The sequence below is a fragment of the Candidatus Accumulibacter phosphatis genome (assembly GCF_012939955.1).
GTDB lineage: Bacteria > Pseudomonadota > Gammaproteobacteria > Burkholderiales > Rhodocyclaceae > Accumulibacter > Accumulibacter delftensis.
Window position 1 is genome coordinate 12,342 of record NZ_SPMY01000053.1, and the last position, 15,114, is coordinate 27,455.

Annotated in this window: 13 protein-coding genes and 1 pseudogene; 7 read left to right on the forward strand and 7 right to left on the reverse strand. The window is 63.8% G+C overall.

The annotated features are described in order from the left end of the window. Nucleotides 1-6 precede the first annotated feature (6 nt). Nucleotides 7-1,320, reverse strand: a complete 1,314-nt coding sequence (locus E4Q23_RS17340) for a toll/interleukin-1 receptor domain-containing protein (RefSeq protein ID WP_169067803.1) — start codon at nt 1,318-1,320, stop codon at nt 7-9. Nucleotides 1,321-1,816: 496 nt separating this feature from the next. Here E4Q23_RS17340 and E4Q23_RS17345 point away from each other — a divergent pair, with 496 nt between their 5' ends. Both E4Q23_RS17345 and E4Q23_RS17350 read left to right on the forward strand, forming a co-directional pair. Beyond that, complete coding sequence (locus E4Q23_RS17345; RefSeq protein ID WP_248595541.1) at nt 1,817-2,710, forward strand: DMT family transporter; 894 nt, start codon at nt 1,817-1,819, stop codon at nt 2,708-2,710. Nucleotides 2,711-2,839: 129 nt separating this feature from the next. Continuing rightward, entirely contained in the window at nt 2,840-3,355 is a 516-nt protein-coding gene (locus tag E4Q23_RS17350) for a PEP-CTERM sorting domain-containing protein (RefSeq protein WP_169067804.1), read from the forward strand. Here the strand turns inward: E4Q23_RS17350 and E4Q23_RS17355 are convergent. The 4 genes and pseudogenes from E4Q23_RS17355 to E4Q23_RS17370 all read right to left on the reverse strand — a co-directional run bounded on the left by E4Q23_RS17355 (nt 3,333) and on the right by E4Q23_RS17370 (nt 5,587). Continuing rightward, on the reverse strand, nt 3,333-4,178 hold the full coding sequence (locus E4Q23_RS17355; RefSeq protein WP_169067805.1) for an alpha/beta fold hydrolase: 846 nt from the start codon (nt 4,176-4,178) through the stop codon (nt 3,333-3,335). The two genes, E4Q23_RS17350 and E4Q23_RS17355, sit on opposite strands and share 23 nt — an antisense overlap. Nucleotides 4,179-4,271: 93 nt before the next feature. Continuing rightward, nucleotides 4,272-4,482: pseudogene (locus E4Q23_RS17360) on the reverse strand (DUF465 domain-containing protein). A 56-nt stretch (nt 4,483-4,538) separates the two neighbouring features. Next, nucleotides 4,539-4,889 carry an AzlD domain-containing protein gene (locus E4Q23_RS17365; RefSeq protein WP_248595542.1) on the reverse strand — a complete coding sequence of 117 codons (351 nt, stop codon included), beginning with the start codon at nt 4,887-4,889 and terminating at the stop codon, nt 4,539-4,541. Further along, nucleotides 4,886-5,587: an AzlC family ABC transporter permease gene (locus E4Q23_RS17370; RefSeq protein ID WP_169067806.1), complete on the reverse strand. Its 702-nt coding sequence runs from the start codon at nt 5,585-5,587 to the stop codon at nt 4,886-4,888. The genes E4Q23_RS17365 and E4Q23_RS17370 overlap by 4 nt, the downstream gene beginning before the upstream one ends. A gap of 67 nt (nt 5,588-5,654) precedes the next feature. On the opposite strand from E4Q23_RS17370, the gene E4Q23_RS17375 reads away from it, so the two are divergent. From E4Q23_RS17375 to E4Q23_RS17390, 4 genes are all read left to right on the forward strand, one after another. After that, nucleotides 5,655-5,975, forward strand: a complete 321-nt coding sequence (locus E4Q23_RS17375; protein WP_169067807.1) for a hypothetical protein — start codon at nt 5,655-5,657, stop codon at nt 5,973-5,975. A gap of 145 nt (nt 5,976-6,120) precedes the next feature. Continuing rightward, nucleotides 6,121-6,690, forward strand: coding sequence for a transcription elongation factor GreB (greB, locus tag E4Q23_RS17380; protein ID WP_169067808.1), 570 nt, complete (start codon nt 6,121-6,123; stop codon nt 6,688-6,690). A 147-nt stretch (nt 6,691-6,837) separates the two neighbouring features. Continuing rightward, nucleotides 6,838-8,760, forward strand: a complete 1,923-nt coding sequence (htpG, locus tag E4Q23_RS17385) for a molecular chaperone HtpG (protein ID WP_169067809.1) — start codon at nt 6,838-6,840, stop codon at nt 8,758-8,760. 23 nt (nt 8,761-8,783) lie between these two features. After that, a complete protein-coding gene (locus E4Q23_RS17390) occupies nt 8,784-9,254 on the forward strand; it encodes a DNA-deoxyinosine glycosylase (protein WP_169067855.1) in 471 nt (156 codons plus the stop codon). A gap of 238 nt (nt 9,255-9,492) precedes the next feature. Here E4Q23_RS17390 and E4Q23_RS17395 read toward each other — a convergent pair whose 3' ends face one another. Beyond that, nucleotides 9,493-10,053: a hypothetical protein gene (locus E4Q23_RS17395; protein WP_169067810.1), complete on the reverse strand. Its 561-nt coding sequence runs from the start codon at nt 10,051-10,053 to the stop codon at nt 9,493-9,495. Between the two features lie 194 nt (nt 10,054-10,247). Here E4Q23_RS17395 and E4Q23_RS17400 point away from each other — a divergent pair, with 194 nt between their 5' ends. After that, a complete protein-coding gene (locus tag E4Q23_RS17400) occupies nt 10,248-12,041 on the forward strand; it encodes a GspE/PulE family protein (protein ID WP_169067811.1) in 1,794 nt (597 codons plus the stop codon). Nucleotides 12,042-12,116: 75 nt separating this feature from the next. Here E4Q23_RS17400 and E4Q23_RS17405 read toward each other — a convergent pair whose 3' ends face one another. Continuing rightward, complete coding sequence (locus E4Q23_RS17405) at nt 12,117-15,029, reverse strand: PAS domain S-box protein (protein ID WP_169067812.1); 2,913 nt, start codon at nt 15,027-15,029, stop codon at nt 12,117-12,119. Between the last annotated feature and the right edge of the window lie 85 nt (nt 15,030-15,114).

Consider the following 15,114-nt stretch of genomic DNA (forward strand, 5'->3'; position numbering starts at 1 on the left):
GTTACCCTATCCGTAGATGTTGTTGAGCAGCTCGCGTGCGTCGAGTTCTGCGAGCAGTTGTGCCGACTCCGTTTCCAGCGACAGTTCCGGGAGAAGGGATTCGACCGCGTCTGGCAGATCGTCTCGCAGTTGCGCGCCGACACCGAAGACGAAGACCGGGGTGCGATAGAGTTGCTGCAGTTTCTGCAGACCATCGACCAGCCGCGCATCGGGGGCTTCTCCGGCCCAGTTGGTTGCTGGAACGAAGACCACCACATGCCACTTGTCATTGCGAACACGCTGGTCGATCTGTTCATTCGTGAGATGCGCCAGGCCGCGCGCGTAAACCTTGCGGATTTCTCCCTGGATCGCGTCCTGGCTGCTCACGTCCGATATGGGGATTACCCGGATCTGGGCTGTCCCAGGCCAGGCGCGTTCGAGATAGCGATCGAGCGTGAAATGCCGCGTGCCGAGTTCGGGCTGGCTGAGCTCCAGGCACTGGCCGTTGAGCGCCAGGCATTTTCCGTGCGATCGGGCGGCCGGAATCTGACCCGCCTCGCCGGCACCCACCCACAGCGCGCGGACGAACTTCAACAGCTCTTCCGCACGTTCTCGGCTCGGGTGTGGCAGCGTGTCGTTGAGCACCTCCTGGAAGCGTTCGAGGGACTTCTGGCCGTCGTTCAGCAGGTGGCGCGCCAGCGCCCTGGCGTAGGCGCCGCGCGTCGATGGCCGTGGCGTGTCAGGGAAGAGTTTCTGCCACAGCCGCTCCAGATTGCTCAACTTCACCTGCTCGACAAGGACGCTCTCGACGGCTTCCAGAAGCCGTTCGAAGGGTGTCGTGACGGTCCCCCGCAGCAGCTCGGGATGATCGCCCATCTTCAGCCTGATGCCGCCGAGAATCTGCTCTGCGGTGCTGACCTGGGCAACGCACTGCGTGCGGGTGATGCGCAGCGTGCCCAGGAAGTCCTTTTCGAGATCTTCCGGCGTGGCCTGCTGGTCGAGCAGGACAGGGAAGAGCTTGAACTCGGGTTCGAGTTCGGCGCGCCAACTAAGAATCGCCGCTTCCTTCCTGACCCAGTTCGACTCCTTGATCGCTCGTCGGGAGAAGAGGATGATCGCCGCGTGACACTCGGCCAGCCATTCGTTGAGCCGCCGCTCCCAGTCGTCGCCGGGATGCAGACCCTCGTAGTCGACCAGAATCTCGATCTTGTCGGAGTACTCGGCCTTCAGCGCCTTGCAGGTGTCCTGCAGCAGTTGCCAGTTGGCCTGCGCCTCGGCGTCATCCGCACTGGCGGGGCGCAGTCGGGAACTGTGGCTGATGAAAAGTTTGAGAGCCGCCATGTCGGATTCTCGTGCGGGGTTCGCTGCGTGGTCGGGCGTGCCTTGTTTCTCCAAGAGCCTACCACGCATCGCGCATCGCAAGCTGTCGTAGCTTGGTTCGTTGGGCTTCGTTCCTCAGCCCAAGCTACACAGGCTTGCTGGAGCCGCTACAGCAACACGCCCGCCGTTATGCCCAAGAACAGCTGTGCCGTAAGCTCACTGGCCTTGGCGCCAGGATCCCCGGCGGAAAATGGCTGCGCATCGAGGTCGGCCAGTCTCCGCCATGAGACGGCCTTCGCCGACCTACTGTCCAAAATTCGACCACACGTTCGCCGGTGATTCCGGGAGGTCTGGATCGATGCGGAAATGGCAAGAATAGCGCCGATCACGGCGTCACTGCGAAGCGTCCTATAATCGCCGCGTAGCAAACTCCGCAGCGCCGGAGAGCCCGACCAGGGCCGTCCGGCGCTTCTTGTCCTCCCGGCGCTACCGCTACGCCCTCTCCGAGTCGTCGATCTTGACTGCTGCCATCCTTGCCCCCGCGCCAGCCGTTCGCCTGGCAGGCGTTGCCTGCATCGTCGCTTCGGCGACGGCTTTCGGGGCGATGCCGATTTTCGGCAAGCTGGCCTATGCCGACGGGGTCGATGTGCCGAGCCTGCTGTTTCTGCGCTTCGGACTGGCCGGTGCGCTGATGGTGGTGGTGATGCGGATGCGTGGCATGGCCTGGCCGCGCGGGCGCAATTTGCTGCTGCTGGTGGCCATGGGTGGGCTGGGCTATGTCGGGCAGTCCTTCTGCTATTTCGCCGCTCTGCAGTACGCCAGCGCCGGGCTGACGGCGCTGCTGCTCTACCTCTATCCGGCGATCGTCACCGTCTTGTCGGCCGTGTTGGCGCGGCGACGGTTGTCGGCGATGCGCATGCTGGCGGTGCTGGCGACGCTGTTCGGCACCGGGCTGGCGGTCGGCGGCAGCCTCGCCGGCAGCACGCTCGGCATTCTGCTCGGTGCCACCGCGGCGCTGATCTACTCGGTGTACATCCTGGTCGGCGAGCGGGTGACGCCGGTGAGCGGGGCGATGGCGTCGGCGACGGTGATCATGCTCGCTGCGGCGCTGGTCTGCGGGCTGGTGGTTCTCGTGCGTGGGCCGGCTTTGCCAGGCTCGGCGCTGGGCTGGGCAGCGGTGGTCAGTATCGCGACCCTGTCGACGGCGGTGGCGGTGATCACTTTTTTTGCCGGCATGGCGCGCCTCGGTGCCGCCGACGCGGCGACGCTGTCGACGCTCGAACCGGTGGTGAGCATTGTCCTGGCGGCGATGTTTCTCGACGAGGCGCTGGGTCGGTGGCAGATTGTCGGCGGGGCGATCGTTCTCGGCGCGGTGATCCTGCTGGCGCGTTCGGGCGACGGGCGAAGCTAGCAGCCTGTCGGACTAACGGTCATGACTTTCATCAGCCGGGGTATCTCGACTGTCATGACCGTTAGCCAGCTCAACACAGTGTCACAGTTTCTAGTTCTCAATCGTGCCTCCTAACTCGAAGGAAAAATCATGAAATCGAGAAATCCAGGAAAATTGTTATGTGCGCTCGCATTTGCTGCGGGCTTGAGCGCCGCCACGTCGGCAAAGGCGGTACCTGTCACCGTCGATGGCGGCTGGGTGCCATTCACCTTCGGCGGTGTCGGGTCGAGCTTTGTCGACCAAGCCTTCACGTTTGCGCTGGCCTCGGCAGGCGTTCTGAAAGTGACCGATGCCTTTCTGTCCGGCGATCGCTTCGAGATCTTTGACGGCATTTTATCGCTCGGACTGACTTCGGCGCCGGGATCTGTAGGCGACGACATCTTCAGCGACTACGACGCGGCGTTCGCTGATGCGCTCTGGAGCAGCGGATCGTATCTTCTGGGAGCGGGTAGCTACTCGATCAACGGTCTTGTCACGGCAAGTCCGTTTGGCGGTGGTGGTGCCGCGCTGCGCGTGGATCTGAGCCCGGTTCCAGAACCGGCCACGCTCCTGCTTCTGGCTGGCGGTCTGGCGGGGCTTGGCGTCATGCGCGGTCGCAAGGTCTGATTGCCGTCGCCTTCGTCGCTGTGCTGCCGACAAACTTCAACAGCGCTTCGATGACCGCCTGCGGCTGCTCGTTCATCATCGCGTGTCCACAGTTCTCGATTTCGGTGCGAACCACCTGGCGCAGTGCGGATTGCAGCAGCGGCAGATTGCGGCGCGGCGTCATGCGGTCGCGGCGGCCGACCAGCAGCAGGGTCGGGCAGGCGACCTGCGCCGCGGCTTCCAGACCGTGCAGATAGTTGTTGCAGTTGGCGAGATCGATGGCCAGGACGCCCGGCGGGCTGCGGCGCATGATGGCCAGGGTCGCGCCGGGTCCCCAGATGCCGTGTCCGCCGCCGCCGGTGAGCAGGAACGGCAGCGTGTGCGAGTATTCGGTCATCAGTCGAAGGACGCTGTCGGGATGCGTTTCGGCGCGCTTGAGCAGGGCGTCGGCGACCGGCATCGGCGCCGACGAGCCGAGCAGCGCCAGGCTGCTGACGCTTTGCGGATGGCGCGCGGCGCACTCGAGGGTGACGAGCGAGCCCATCGAGTGTCCGACCAGCAGCGCGCGATCAACGCCAGCGGCGTCGAGCAGGGCTGGCAGCCAGTCGGCGAGTTCCTCGATACTGCGCAGGGGCGGACCAGCCGACTGGCCATGTCCCGGCAGGTCAGGGACCAGTAGCGCGCAGCCGGCGGCGCTGAGCCCGCCGGCGACGATACGCCAGCAGTCACGGTCGTTGGCGGCGCCGTGGATCAGCAGCAGCGGTGGGTATGGCGAGGCGGCAGGGTCGAAGGGTTTTCCCCCGGTGCCAACATGGCAGCGCTTCCCGGCGATGTTCAATTGCATGTTTTGTCTCTTACTCCGCCATTTCTGTATCTACGTAGGTACGTATCTACGTATCTACGTTTCTACACCTCGCACTTTGAACTGTTTTCCTGCTCAGGCCTGAACATCCGGCTCCAGCGCGCTTTCGAGCTGGTTGATGCGATCCTTGAGCAGCAGCTTGCGTTTTTTTGAGGCGGCGCACCAGTAGCTCGTCGGGAGGCGGGCTGAGCAGCAGGTGATCAATCACCAGGTCGAGGTCGCGATGCTCGACGTGCAGTTCTTCGAGGGTGGCGCGTGCTTCTGTCGTCTGTTCTTCGCTGAGCATGGTGGGCTTTCTTTACTGGTAGGGGTCAGGGGTAAGGGTAGGCGGGTCCGGGTTGTTTAGCCGAGCAGGGCTTGCAGCCCCCACAGGGCGAGCATGCCGAGAACGATGGTCCACAAGGTACTGTGCGTTCGCCAGGCGACCACGGCTGCCAGGGTGGCGGCGATGACGCGCGGCAGGTTGGCGTCAATGGTAGGCGCGCCATCGGCAAAAAACAACGGCGGAGCGATGATCGCCGCCATCACCGCTGGCGGCACGTAGCGCAAGGCCCGGGTCAGCCAAGCCGGTAGTTCGAGACGGGCGAGGAGGGCGATGGGAGCGAAGCGGATCAGGAAGGTGGCGACGCCAATGCCGATGATCATCGACCACACGAACAGCTCGCCGGCGAGTTCGCCGCTGACGCTGCTCATGCCCTGACCCATAGTCTTTCGGCGGCGACGCCGACGGCGACGCCGATCAGCGCGGCGCCGATCAGATTGAGTTTCAGTGGCAGGACCAGCAGCACCGATGCCAGAGCGCCGGCGGCAGCGGCCAGCTGCATCGCGCGGTCGCCGAGCAGCGGCACGACCATGGCGATGAAGGTCAGCGGCACGATGAAATCCAGCGACCAGCTCGGCGGTACCAGGCTGCCGAGGAGGATGCCGGCAATCGTTGCCAGCTGCCACGACAACCAGGTCGCGCCGGCGACGCCGAGGTAGAACCAGCGCAGGTCCGCTTGCCGGTCGGGGTGCCGGGTGTGGTGCACGATGGTCAGCCCGAAGGCCTGGTCGGTCAGCAGATAGGCGATCAGCGCTTGCCAGCGCCGGTTCTGACTGCGGAAGAGCGTCGCCAGCGACGTGGCGTACATCAGGAAGCGCAGGTTGACGATCGTCGCCGTCGCCACAATGACCAGCAGTGGCGCGCCGCTGGCGAACAGTTGCGTGGCGGCAATCTGGGCCGATCCGGCGAAGATCACCCAGCTCATCGCCGACGCCTGTAGCGGCGTCATGCCTGCCGTACTGGCGGCGGCGCCACAAACCACACCGAAGGGAATGATACTCATGCTCAGCGGCGCGAAGGCGCGCATGCCGACGATAAACTCGGCGCGAGCGCTGGGGACTTGCGGCATGTGGCGCTTTTTGCGAATAGAATAGAGGGTCAAATTGTAACCTTGGTGTACCCCCGGGAGGAGGCAGATGGTCTATCACATAATCGTTTCGTTTGGGCGGGAGAGGGAATACGAGTTCAAGTTCCCTCATACCGAACTCGCTACAGGGTCTCCCGAAGAAGCGCGCCGCTGGTTTGACAAGGAGTTCGCGGATCTCGAATGCGAACCCAGCAACCCAATGGGCAAGGTCTTGATCATCGACAAGATTCTCAATGTGGCTCGTTACGGCGGCGAGCAGCGCTTCATCGATCGCAAGGACTGGGCGACGCGCTTCGCACGCTACACGGCCCTGGCCCTCGGGCGCGACACCGTGCGCATCGACGTGGTGGCGTTCAATATCGGCTACTGATTCGGCTGCCGGCGCTCGAGCGCTCGGCAGTCAGTCATTGCGGCGCAGGTTTGCGGACCTGCGCCGTTTTCTTTTTTACGCACCGTCTGGCGTACGGCCAGGCCGGTGCAGCGAGTTCTCAGCCCCGGGACCATTCAAACGAAGCATGAACAAGGCATTCACCAAAGAGGCAGACGGCGAAGAAGCGGAGCAGGAACAGGGCCTCGATCCCTCGTTCCGGCTGCCGCCGGGAACGCGCAACTACATCACCCCGGGTGGGCACGCACGCATTCTCGCCGAAGTTGACCATTTGCTGCGTATCGAGCGGCCGCAGCTGGTCGGCGTTGTGCAGTGGGCGGCGTCGAATGGCGACCGTTCGGAGAACGCCGACTACATCTACGGCAAGCGACGGCTGCGCGAAATCGATCGGCGGATTCGTTTCCTGACCAAGCGCCTGGATCTGGCCGAAGTTGTCGATCCGGCCGGGCGGCAGGGCACCGAGCAGGTTTTCTTTGGGGCCACGGTGAGCATTGCCGACGAGGAAGGGCAGGAGCAGACCTATCAGATCGTCGGCGTCGACGAAACCGACTTCGCACGCGGGCGGATCAGCTGGGTGTCGCCGCTGGCGCGGGCGCTGCTCAAGGCGCGCGAGGGCGACACGGTGCGCTTTCAGAGTCCTGCCGGAATACGCGAGGTCGAGGTGCTGGCGGTGGCCTACGTGGCCATCGAAGAGTAAACCGGCTGCAGCGGCCGCGCAGGCAGGCAGCGCCGGCAGGGCTTGAAATCGCGGCGACTGCCCCCACGTGATGGTCCATTGCGCGCCGGCACGGCTCTGCTTGGGTCGCCGCGGCACTTTCAATCCACATTTTTCACGGAGTTTTAAATGGGTGAACAGAAGGAAACACTTGGTTTTCAGGCAGAAGTCAAACAGCTGCTGAACTTGATGATCCACTCGCTGTACAGCAACAAGGAAATTTTCCTGCGCGAGTTGATCTCCAACGCCTCGGATGCCTGCGACCGGCTGCGCTTCGAGGCGCTGAACAATGCCGGCCTCTACGGCGACGACAGCGAACTCAGGATTCGGGTCTCCTTCGACAAGGAAGCACGCACCATCACCATCGCCGACAACGGCATCGGCCTGTCGCGGGACGAGGCGGTCGAACACCTGGGAACGATCGCCAAGTCCGGCACCCGCGAATTCTTCTCGGCATTGACCGGTGATCAGGCCAAGGATGCGCACCTCATTGGCCAGTTCGGTGTTGGCTTCTATTCCTCGTACATCGTCGCCGACAAGGTCACCGTCACCTCGCGTCGTGCCGGTCTCGAAGCCAACCAGGCCGTGCGTTGGGAATCCGCCGGTGAGGGCGACTTCACGATCGAGATGGTTGATCGCGAGCAGCGCGGCACCGAAGTGGTCCTGCATCTGCGCGCAGGCGAGGACGAGTTCCTCTCGAGCTGGAAAGTGCGCGAGACGATTCGCAAGTACTCCGACCACATCACCCTGCCGATCCTGATGAAGAAGGAGAGCTGGGACGAGGAGAAGAAGGCGCAGGTGGTCACCGACGAAGACGAGACGGTCAACCAGGCCTCGGCGCTGTGGTCGCGTCCGAAGTCGGAAATCTCCGACGAGCAGTACAACGAGTTCTACAAGCACGTGGCGCACGATTTCGAAGATCCGCTGGCGCATGTGCATGCGCGCGTCGAGGGCAAGCAGGAATACACGCAGCTGCTCTACATCCCGTCGAAAGCGCCTTTCGACATGCTCGACCGCGGTGCCCGTCACGGCATCAAGCTCTACGTGCGCCGGGTGTTCATCATGGACGACGCCGAGCAGCTAATGCCGCTCTACCTGCGCTTCGTGCGCGGAGTGGTCGATTCCAACGATCTGCCGCTCAACGTCTCGCGCGAGATCCTGCAGCAGTCGCGCGATATCGAAGCCATCCGCGGCGGTTGCGTGAAGCGCATTCTCGGTCTGCTCGAAGGCCTGGCCGATAGCGATGAGGACGCCGAAAAGGCGAAGTACACCACCTTCTGGAAGGAATTCGGCCGCGTGCTCAAGGAAGGCGTCGGCGAGGACTTCGCCAACAAGGAGCGCATCGGCAAGCTGCTGCGTTTTGCGTCGACACAGGCCGACACTACCGAGGAAAGCGTCTCGCTGGCCGATTACGTGTCGCGCATGAAAGAGGGCCAGGAGAAGATCTACTACGTCACCGCCGAGACGTTTACCGCTGCCAAGAACAGCCCGCATCTCGAGATCTTCCGCAAGAAGGGCATCGAAGTGTTGCTGCTCTCCGACCGCGTGGACGAATGGGTGACCAGTCACCTCACCGAATTCGACGGCAAGCAATTGCAGTCGGTGGCCAAGGGTGGGCTCGACCTCGGCACGCTCGAGGACGCGGCCGAGAAGGAAGAAGCCGAGAAAGCGGCCGACGAGTACAAGGACTTGATCGAAAAGGTCAAGACGACGCTCGGCGAGAAGGTCAAGGATGTTCGCGTCACGCACCGGCTGACCGATTCGCCGTCCTGCCTGGTCGCCGACGAGTACGACCTCGGCGGCAACCTGCAGCGCATCCTCAAGGCCGCCGGCCAGCAGGCGCCAGCCAGCAAGCCGATCCTCGAAATCAACCCGCAGCACCCGGCGGTGCAGCGTCTCAAGTACGAGGAAACGCGTTTCGACGACTGGGCCAATCTGCTGCTCGAGCAGGCGATCCTGGCTGAAGGCGGCGTACTCGAAGATCCGGCCGGTTTCGTCAAGCGCATCAACGATCTGATGCTGGCCCTGTCGCTGGGTAGCGCCGGCAAGTGAGCGCCGACGGCAGGCCGGCAGCGATCCTGCACGGCCTGCCACCGATTCTCGACGCCGGGGTCAGGACCCTGATCCTCGGCAGTTTTCCGTCGCCGGCATCGCTGGCCGCACAGCGTTACTACGGGCATCGCCAGAACCAGTTCTGGCGTTTGCTCGCCTCCATTCTCGACGAGCCCCTGGCCGAACTCGACTACCCGGAGCGGCAGTCATGTCTGTTGCGCCATGGTTTCGGCGTCTGGGACGTCTATCAGCGCTGCCAGCGCCAGGGGGCGCTCGACTCGGCGATTCAGTCGCCCGCAATCAACGATTTTTCACGGCTGCTGACCGACGCGCCGAAGCTGCAGCGGGTCTGTTTCAATGGCCAGACGGCCGGCAAGCTTGCCGCCTGGTTTCAGGCGCGTGGCTACGCAACGCGGCTGCTGCCGTCGAGCAGCCCGGCCTACACCCTGGCTTTCGCCAGCAAGCTCGAACGCTGGCGCGCGGCGCTACTGTAGCGCTGCGTGGCGGCGGCGTGGTCGTCAATTGAGAGGATGGCACTGGATTGCCGCGTCGGCTGCGCCTCCTCGCAATGACGGTGGCTGGGCGTGAGCGCCGGCTGTGGCGACGAGCGCCTCGGCACGGCGCATGCGAACTCCGCCCACCACAGGGTTTTTGCGCTGCGTGCAGCTGTCGCCGAAGGCTTCGTCAAGCATGTCGCAGGACACGGGCGCGCCGAGGCCAAACCAGAAGGCTTCACTGCCCCATGCCGAGAACGTCGAGTACGCACTGTCTGTGTTGCGAACCGCTTTTGGCAGCGCACAGCTTGCGGGCCTTGTCCTGTCGCTGGCAAACCGCGGCGTCGCTGGCCCTGCTGCAGTCTGCTGGCAGGGTCTCCTGGAGTACGCAGTTCCTGAACTGTGGTCCGGTTTTTCCCTTGCACAGCGCGTAGGCGATCTTGCGTTGCGCGCATTGCGCCGGGATGCGCGCCTGCGTGCAATCGATCTGCTCTGCCTGCCGGTGCAGGCACTGCTCGCGCTCGCTGCCCGCCTTGTCGCGGCAGGCCTCGTAAACCTGGCGATGAGCGGCCCGGCGCGCGGCGCACTGTTCGGGATCCTTGGTCAGGCTGCAGTCGGATGGGCCGCGCGTGCCAAGCATTCCCCGCCGATAGCCGGCACCCTGCATGGCGGCGCTGGTTCCATCCATGGTCGTCGTCGTGTCCTTGCCGGAGCCCGCCTGGGCGATGGCCGGCATGGCGAACAGGCTGGCGGCAAGTGCGGTGACGAGTGTTGTGACGATCGGTAAAGCCCTCTGCATGTTGTTCTCCTGGGGGAATGGCGGTGGGAGTTTTCGCTCCGCCGGCAGGTGGGAAGACTGGAAAAGGGGGCGTTCGCCAGCGGCGCCGCGGCCCGCGAGGGCAGCGCTGGTATCTTACCCGCTCTTGTGGCATCCATTGGTTGTCGTCGAGCTTGTCCGGTATAGTTGCCGATCATCGCCCAGGAACAGTCGTCATGCCGGAAGCCACCGTCAGTACCGTTTACGATCATCGCCTGACGCTCGCCGAGCTCCTCGGCTGGCTGGTTGATGACGGCCTGGTCAAGCCGCCGGACGCCGATCTGCTGCTCAGGGACAGTCGCCTCAATCGCCTCACCGCGCATCCCCTGGTGATCATTTCCGACCAGAAATGGAAATCCCTGCAGGAGCCGCCGCGACCCTTGAATCTCGAAGTGCTGGGTGGCTGGCTGGCCGCCAGAGTCGGGCTCGAATACCACCATATCGATCCGCTGAAAGTCGATTTCACGGCGGTTACCGAAGTCATGTCGAGTGCCTACGCAACGCGTTTTGGCATCCTGCCGGTGAAGGTGACGACGCGCGAAGTGCTGGTGGCGACGACGCAGCCCTTTCTGCGCGACTGGGAAAAGGAGATCCGCGCGATTGTCAAGAAAGACATCCGTCGCGTGTTCGCCAATCCGGTCGATGTCGCACGCTATCTGATCGAGTTCTACAATCTGGCACGCTCGGTCAAGAAGGCCGCACAGCTGGGTGGTCCGAGCGGCAATCTGTCGTCCTTCGAGCAGCTCGTCGAACTCGGCCGCACCAATCGCCAGTTCGATGCCAACGACCAGCACATCGTCAATATTGTCGACTGGCTCTGGCAGTACGCTTTCGAACAGCGCGCCAGCGACATCCACATCGAACCGCGGCGTGAAATCGGTATCGTCCGCTTCCGCATCGACGGCATGCTGCATCAGGTGTACCAGATCCCGATGAGCGTCATGGCGGCGATGGTCAATCGCGTCAAGATTCTCGGGCGCATGGACGTCGTCGAGAAGCGCCGGCCGCAGGATGGCCGCATCAAGACGCGCACCGCGGAAGGCCAGGAAGCCGAACTGCGTCTGTCGACCCTGCCGACCGCTTTCGGCGAGAAGCTGGTGATGCGTATTTTCGACCCGGAAGTGCTGGTCCGCGACTTCACCGAACTCGGCTTCACCGACGACGACCAGGCGCGCTGGAAAACGATGTCGGAACGGCCGAACGGCATCATTCTGGTCACCGGGCCGACCGGTTCGGGAAAGACGACGACGCTTTACTCGACGCTCAAGCAACTGGCGACGCCGGCGGTCAACGTGTGCACCATTGAAGACCCGATCGAGATGGTCGAGCCGGCGTTCAACCAGCTGCAGGTGCAGACCGTCATCGACCTCGGTTTTGCGCAGGGCGTGCGGGCGCTGATGCGCCAGGACCCGGACATCATCATGATCGGCGAAATTCGCGACCTCGAAACCGCCGAAGTGGCGATTCAGGCGGCGCTTACCGGCCACCTGGTGCTGTCCACACTGCACACCAACGACGCTCCGGCGGCGCTTACCCGCATGCTCGACCTCGGCATCCCGTCCTACCTGCTCAGCGCCACCGTGCTTGGCGTGATGGCGCAGCGCCTGGTGCGCATTCTCTGCCCACACTGCAAGCAGGAGCATGAGGCGAATGCGCTCGAGGAGACGATGTGGGATCAGCTGGTCGCGCCGTGGAAAGCCAATCGTCCGGCGCGTTTCCACCGCTCGGTGGGCTGCCTCGAATGCCGCATGACCGGCTTCCTCGGGCGTGTCGGCCTGTACGAGATTCTCACGCTCTCGCCGGACGTCAAGCTGGCCATCAGTGAAAACAAGGATATTGCCAAGATCCGCGAGCTCGCTTTCCGCGAAGGCATGAAGCCCTTGCGCATCGCGGGGGCGATGAAAGTCGCTGCCGGCGTAAGCACCCTGGCCGAGGTTTTCAAGGTCGCGCCGCCGATCGAGCACGCCTGATCACGGTGGCCGCCAGCGACCGCGATCACTTCGCTCCCGGCCTGTTCCTGGCCGGCCGTTTGCCTTCGCTTGCGACTAGGCCGTCTGGCTGGAGTCGGCGCTTGCCGGTGCCTCGGTCGGCGCCCGCCGTATCGGCAGCGTCAGGCGAAATTTCGATCCGACGCCGATCTGGCTGCTGGCTTCGAGCCGCCCGCCGTGGCGTTGGGCGATGCTGTAGGCCAGCGAGAGGCCGAGGCCGGTGCCCTGGCCGACTGGCTTGGTGGTGAAGAAGGGCTCGAAGATGCGCTTGAGGTTTTTCGGTGCGATGCCCACGCCGCTGTCCTCGACCTCGATCCATGCCGCCTGCGCGTCACTACCGCTGCGCAGGGTGATCGTTCCTCGTCCTTCGATGGCGTGCGCCGCGTTGACCAGCAGGTTCAGCAAGATCTGATTGACCTGCGCCGCGATGCACTCGACTTCGGGAAGGCCGGCGTATTCCTTGCGCACCTCGGCCTTGTACTTGATCTCGTTCCAGACGATGTTCAAGGTGCTTTCCAGGCCGGCCTCGAGGTCGGCGAACTGCCACTCCGTGCTGTCCACGCGTGAGAAGTCCTTGAGATCCTGGACGATCCTGCGCACCCGCTGCAGGCCGTCAAGCGACTCGTCGATCAGGGTGCCGATATCGTCGCGCAGGTAGTCGAGGTCGGCCGCGTCCCGGGCTTTGCTGATGGCCTCCATCACCGCCGGATGCTCGGCGAGAATCGGGTCCGCTGCCGCATAGGCGTCGATCACGCGCAGCAGGTCACGGACTTCGTTCTTGAGGCTGCCGAGGTTGGAGTTGACGAAACCTACCGGGTTGTTGATCTCGTGCGCCACACCCGCCGCCAGCTGACCGATAGAGGCCATCTTTTCGGATTCCAGCAACTGGTTTTGCGCGTCCTCGAGCTTGCAGTTGATCTCGGTCAGGCGCTCGATGGTGGCATGCAGCTGCAACTCGGCAGCGTGTTGCTCGGTCACGTCGATGCCCGAACTGAGGTTGCCGCTCACCCTGCCGGAAGCATCGCGCAGCAGCGCGTTGCTCCAGGCCATGCGCCGAATCCTCCCGTCGACGGTGAGAATGTCGTTGTGATTGTACGCGGCGATCACGCCGCTTGGCGTGCCAGCCAGCCAGTTTGCGAAACTGCCGCGCAAGGACTCGCGATCCGGCGCGGGGATGAAACGATCGAACCAGTTGCTGCCGACGATTTCAGCTTCGCTCAGGCCGAGCAGCGCACAGCCTTGGCGGTTGATCAGGCGAACGCAAAGATCGCTGTCGATGACGACCATTACCGCCAGGGCCACGTCGAGGTATTCCTGTGCCTGCTCGAGGGCGTTGCGCAGGGCGGTTTCCGCCTGCTTGCGTTCGCTGATGTCGCGCACGATGCCACTATAGAAGCGCTCGCCGCGCACGCTGTAGGCGTTGATCGACAGCTCGATCGGAAAGCGCGAACCGTCGCCGCGCAGTCCTTCGAGTTCGACTGGTCGGCCGAGCAGGTGCGCTTCACCGGTCGCCACATGGCGGGCCAGCCCGCGGGCATGCGCTGCGCGGTAGTCGGGCGGAATCAGCAGCCGCAGATCTTCATTTTGCAGCGCGCTTGCCGGCTGCTGGAAGATGGCGCCGATCGCCGGGTTGGCGGAGCGAATCACACCGCTGGCGTCGATGGTGATGACGCCGTCGCGCAGGTTTTCGAGGACCAGCCGCAGTTCCTCCTCTTTGCGCGCCAGTTCGTCCTTGAGGGTATTCAGCTGCTGGTTGCGCTGTTGCTGTTCTGCGATCAGTTGCCGCCGGGCAAGTTCAGCTGCACGGCGTTGGCCGATGTCGCGAAAAATGACCACCGTGCCGACGGTCTGTCCGTCGGCAACGATTGGTGAGCCAGCGAACTCGACCGGAAAGCTGCTGCCGTCCTTGCGCCAGAACGTCTCCTCGGCCGAAGAGCACACTTCCTGGCGAATCAGCGTCGCGTAGAGTGGGCATTGTTCGCCCGGATATGGCGTTCCGTCCGACCGCGAGTGGTGGAATAGGTGGTGCGACGCTTTGCCGAGGGCCTCGGCGGCGCTCCAGCCAAGCAGGCGTTCGGCGGCGGCATTGAGGTAGGTGATGCGGCCGCTGGCGTCGGTACCGTAAAGCCCATCGGCCATCGACTCCAGGATCGATGCCTGGCGCTGCTGCAGGATTGCGATGGCCGCGCGATCCTCGCGCAAGGTCTCGGCGGTGCGGTTCAGCGCCACCACGATGCGCCCGAACTCGCCGCGATGGCTGCCGCCGATCCGTGTTTCGAGATCGCCCTTGGCGATGTGCCCCAGCGCCTCTTCGATCACGCCGAGCTTGTGGTTCACGTAACGGAAGAGCTGGCGCGCGAACAGCAGGAACAGCGCCAGGCCGATCGTCACCAACAGCGCGGTGCCGAGCAGCGTTTGCCGGTAGACGTCCTGGGCGGTAGCGTAGGTCTCGGCGACATGCTCTTGCTGCCGTGCAATCAGTTGCCGGACCGGGGTCACGACTTGCAGGTGTATGGCCCACCAGTCTTCTTTCAGGAGGTGGGCGATTGCCGCCATGTCGTTGACGGCGAGAAGACGCTCGAAGTGATCGAGCATTGCCGGCAGTTCAGCCATGCCGCCGTCGATGGTATCGATCAGGTTCTGCTCATCGATGCTGGCCACCGCGGCCATCGTTTGAAGGTAGCGCTGCCAGGCCAGCGGAGCTTCCTTTTGTGCCTCGAGCAGGCTGGTGCGAACCCCGTGGACGCCAAAATCGTTGTTGAGTACGCCATAAAAGCGCGCCGGCAGGCCGCTAAGCAGCTTGTCGATCTCGATCAGGCGCTGCGTCGGCTCGACTTCTTCGAACAGCACGCGGCGCAAGCTTTCCTGACCGCGCCAGGTGCCCCACATGCCGACGCCGGTGACAGCGGCCAGCGTCAGGCTGGCAAGCACGATGAGCAGCAGCAGGCCCTGGCGGATACTTAGCTTCATTGCTGTGGCGACAAGGAGGGCCTGGCTTGCCGCGGCGACAGAAGCGGCGCTCGCCGCCCGCTTTTCGGGGCCATCCCGGCGCGTA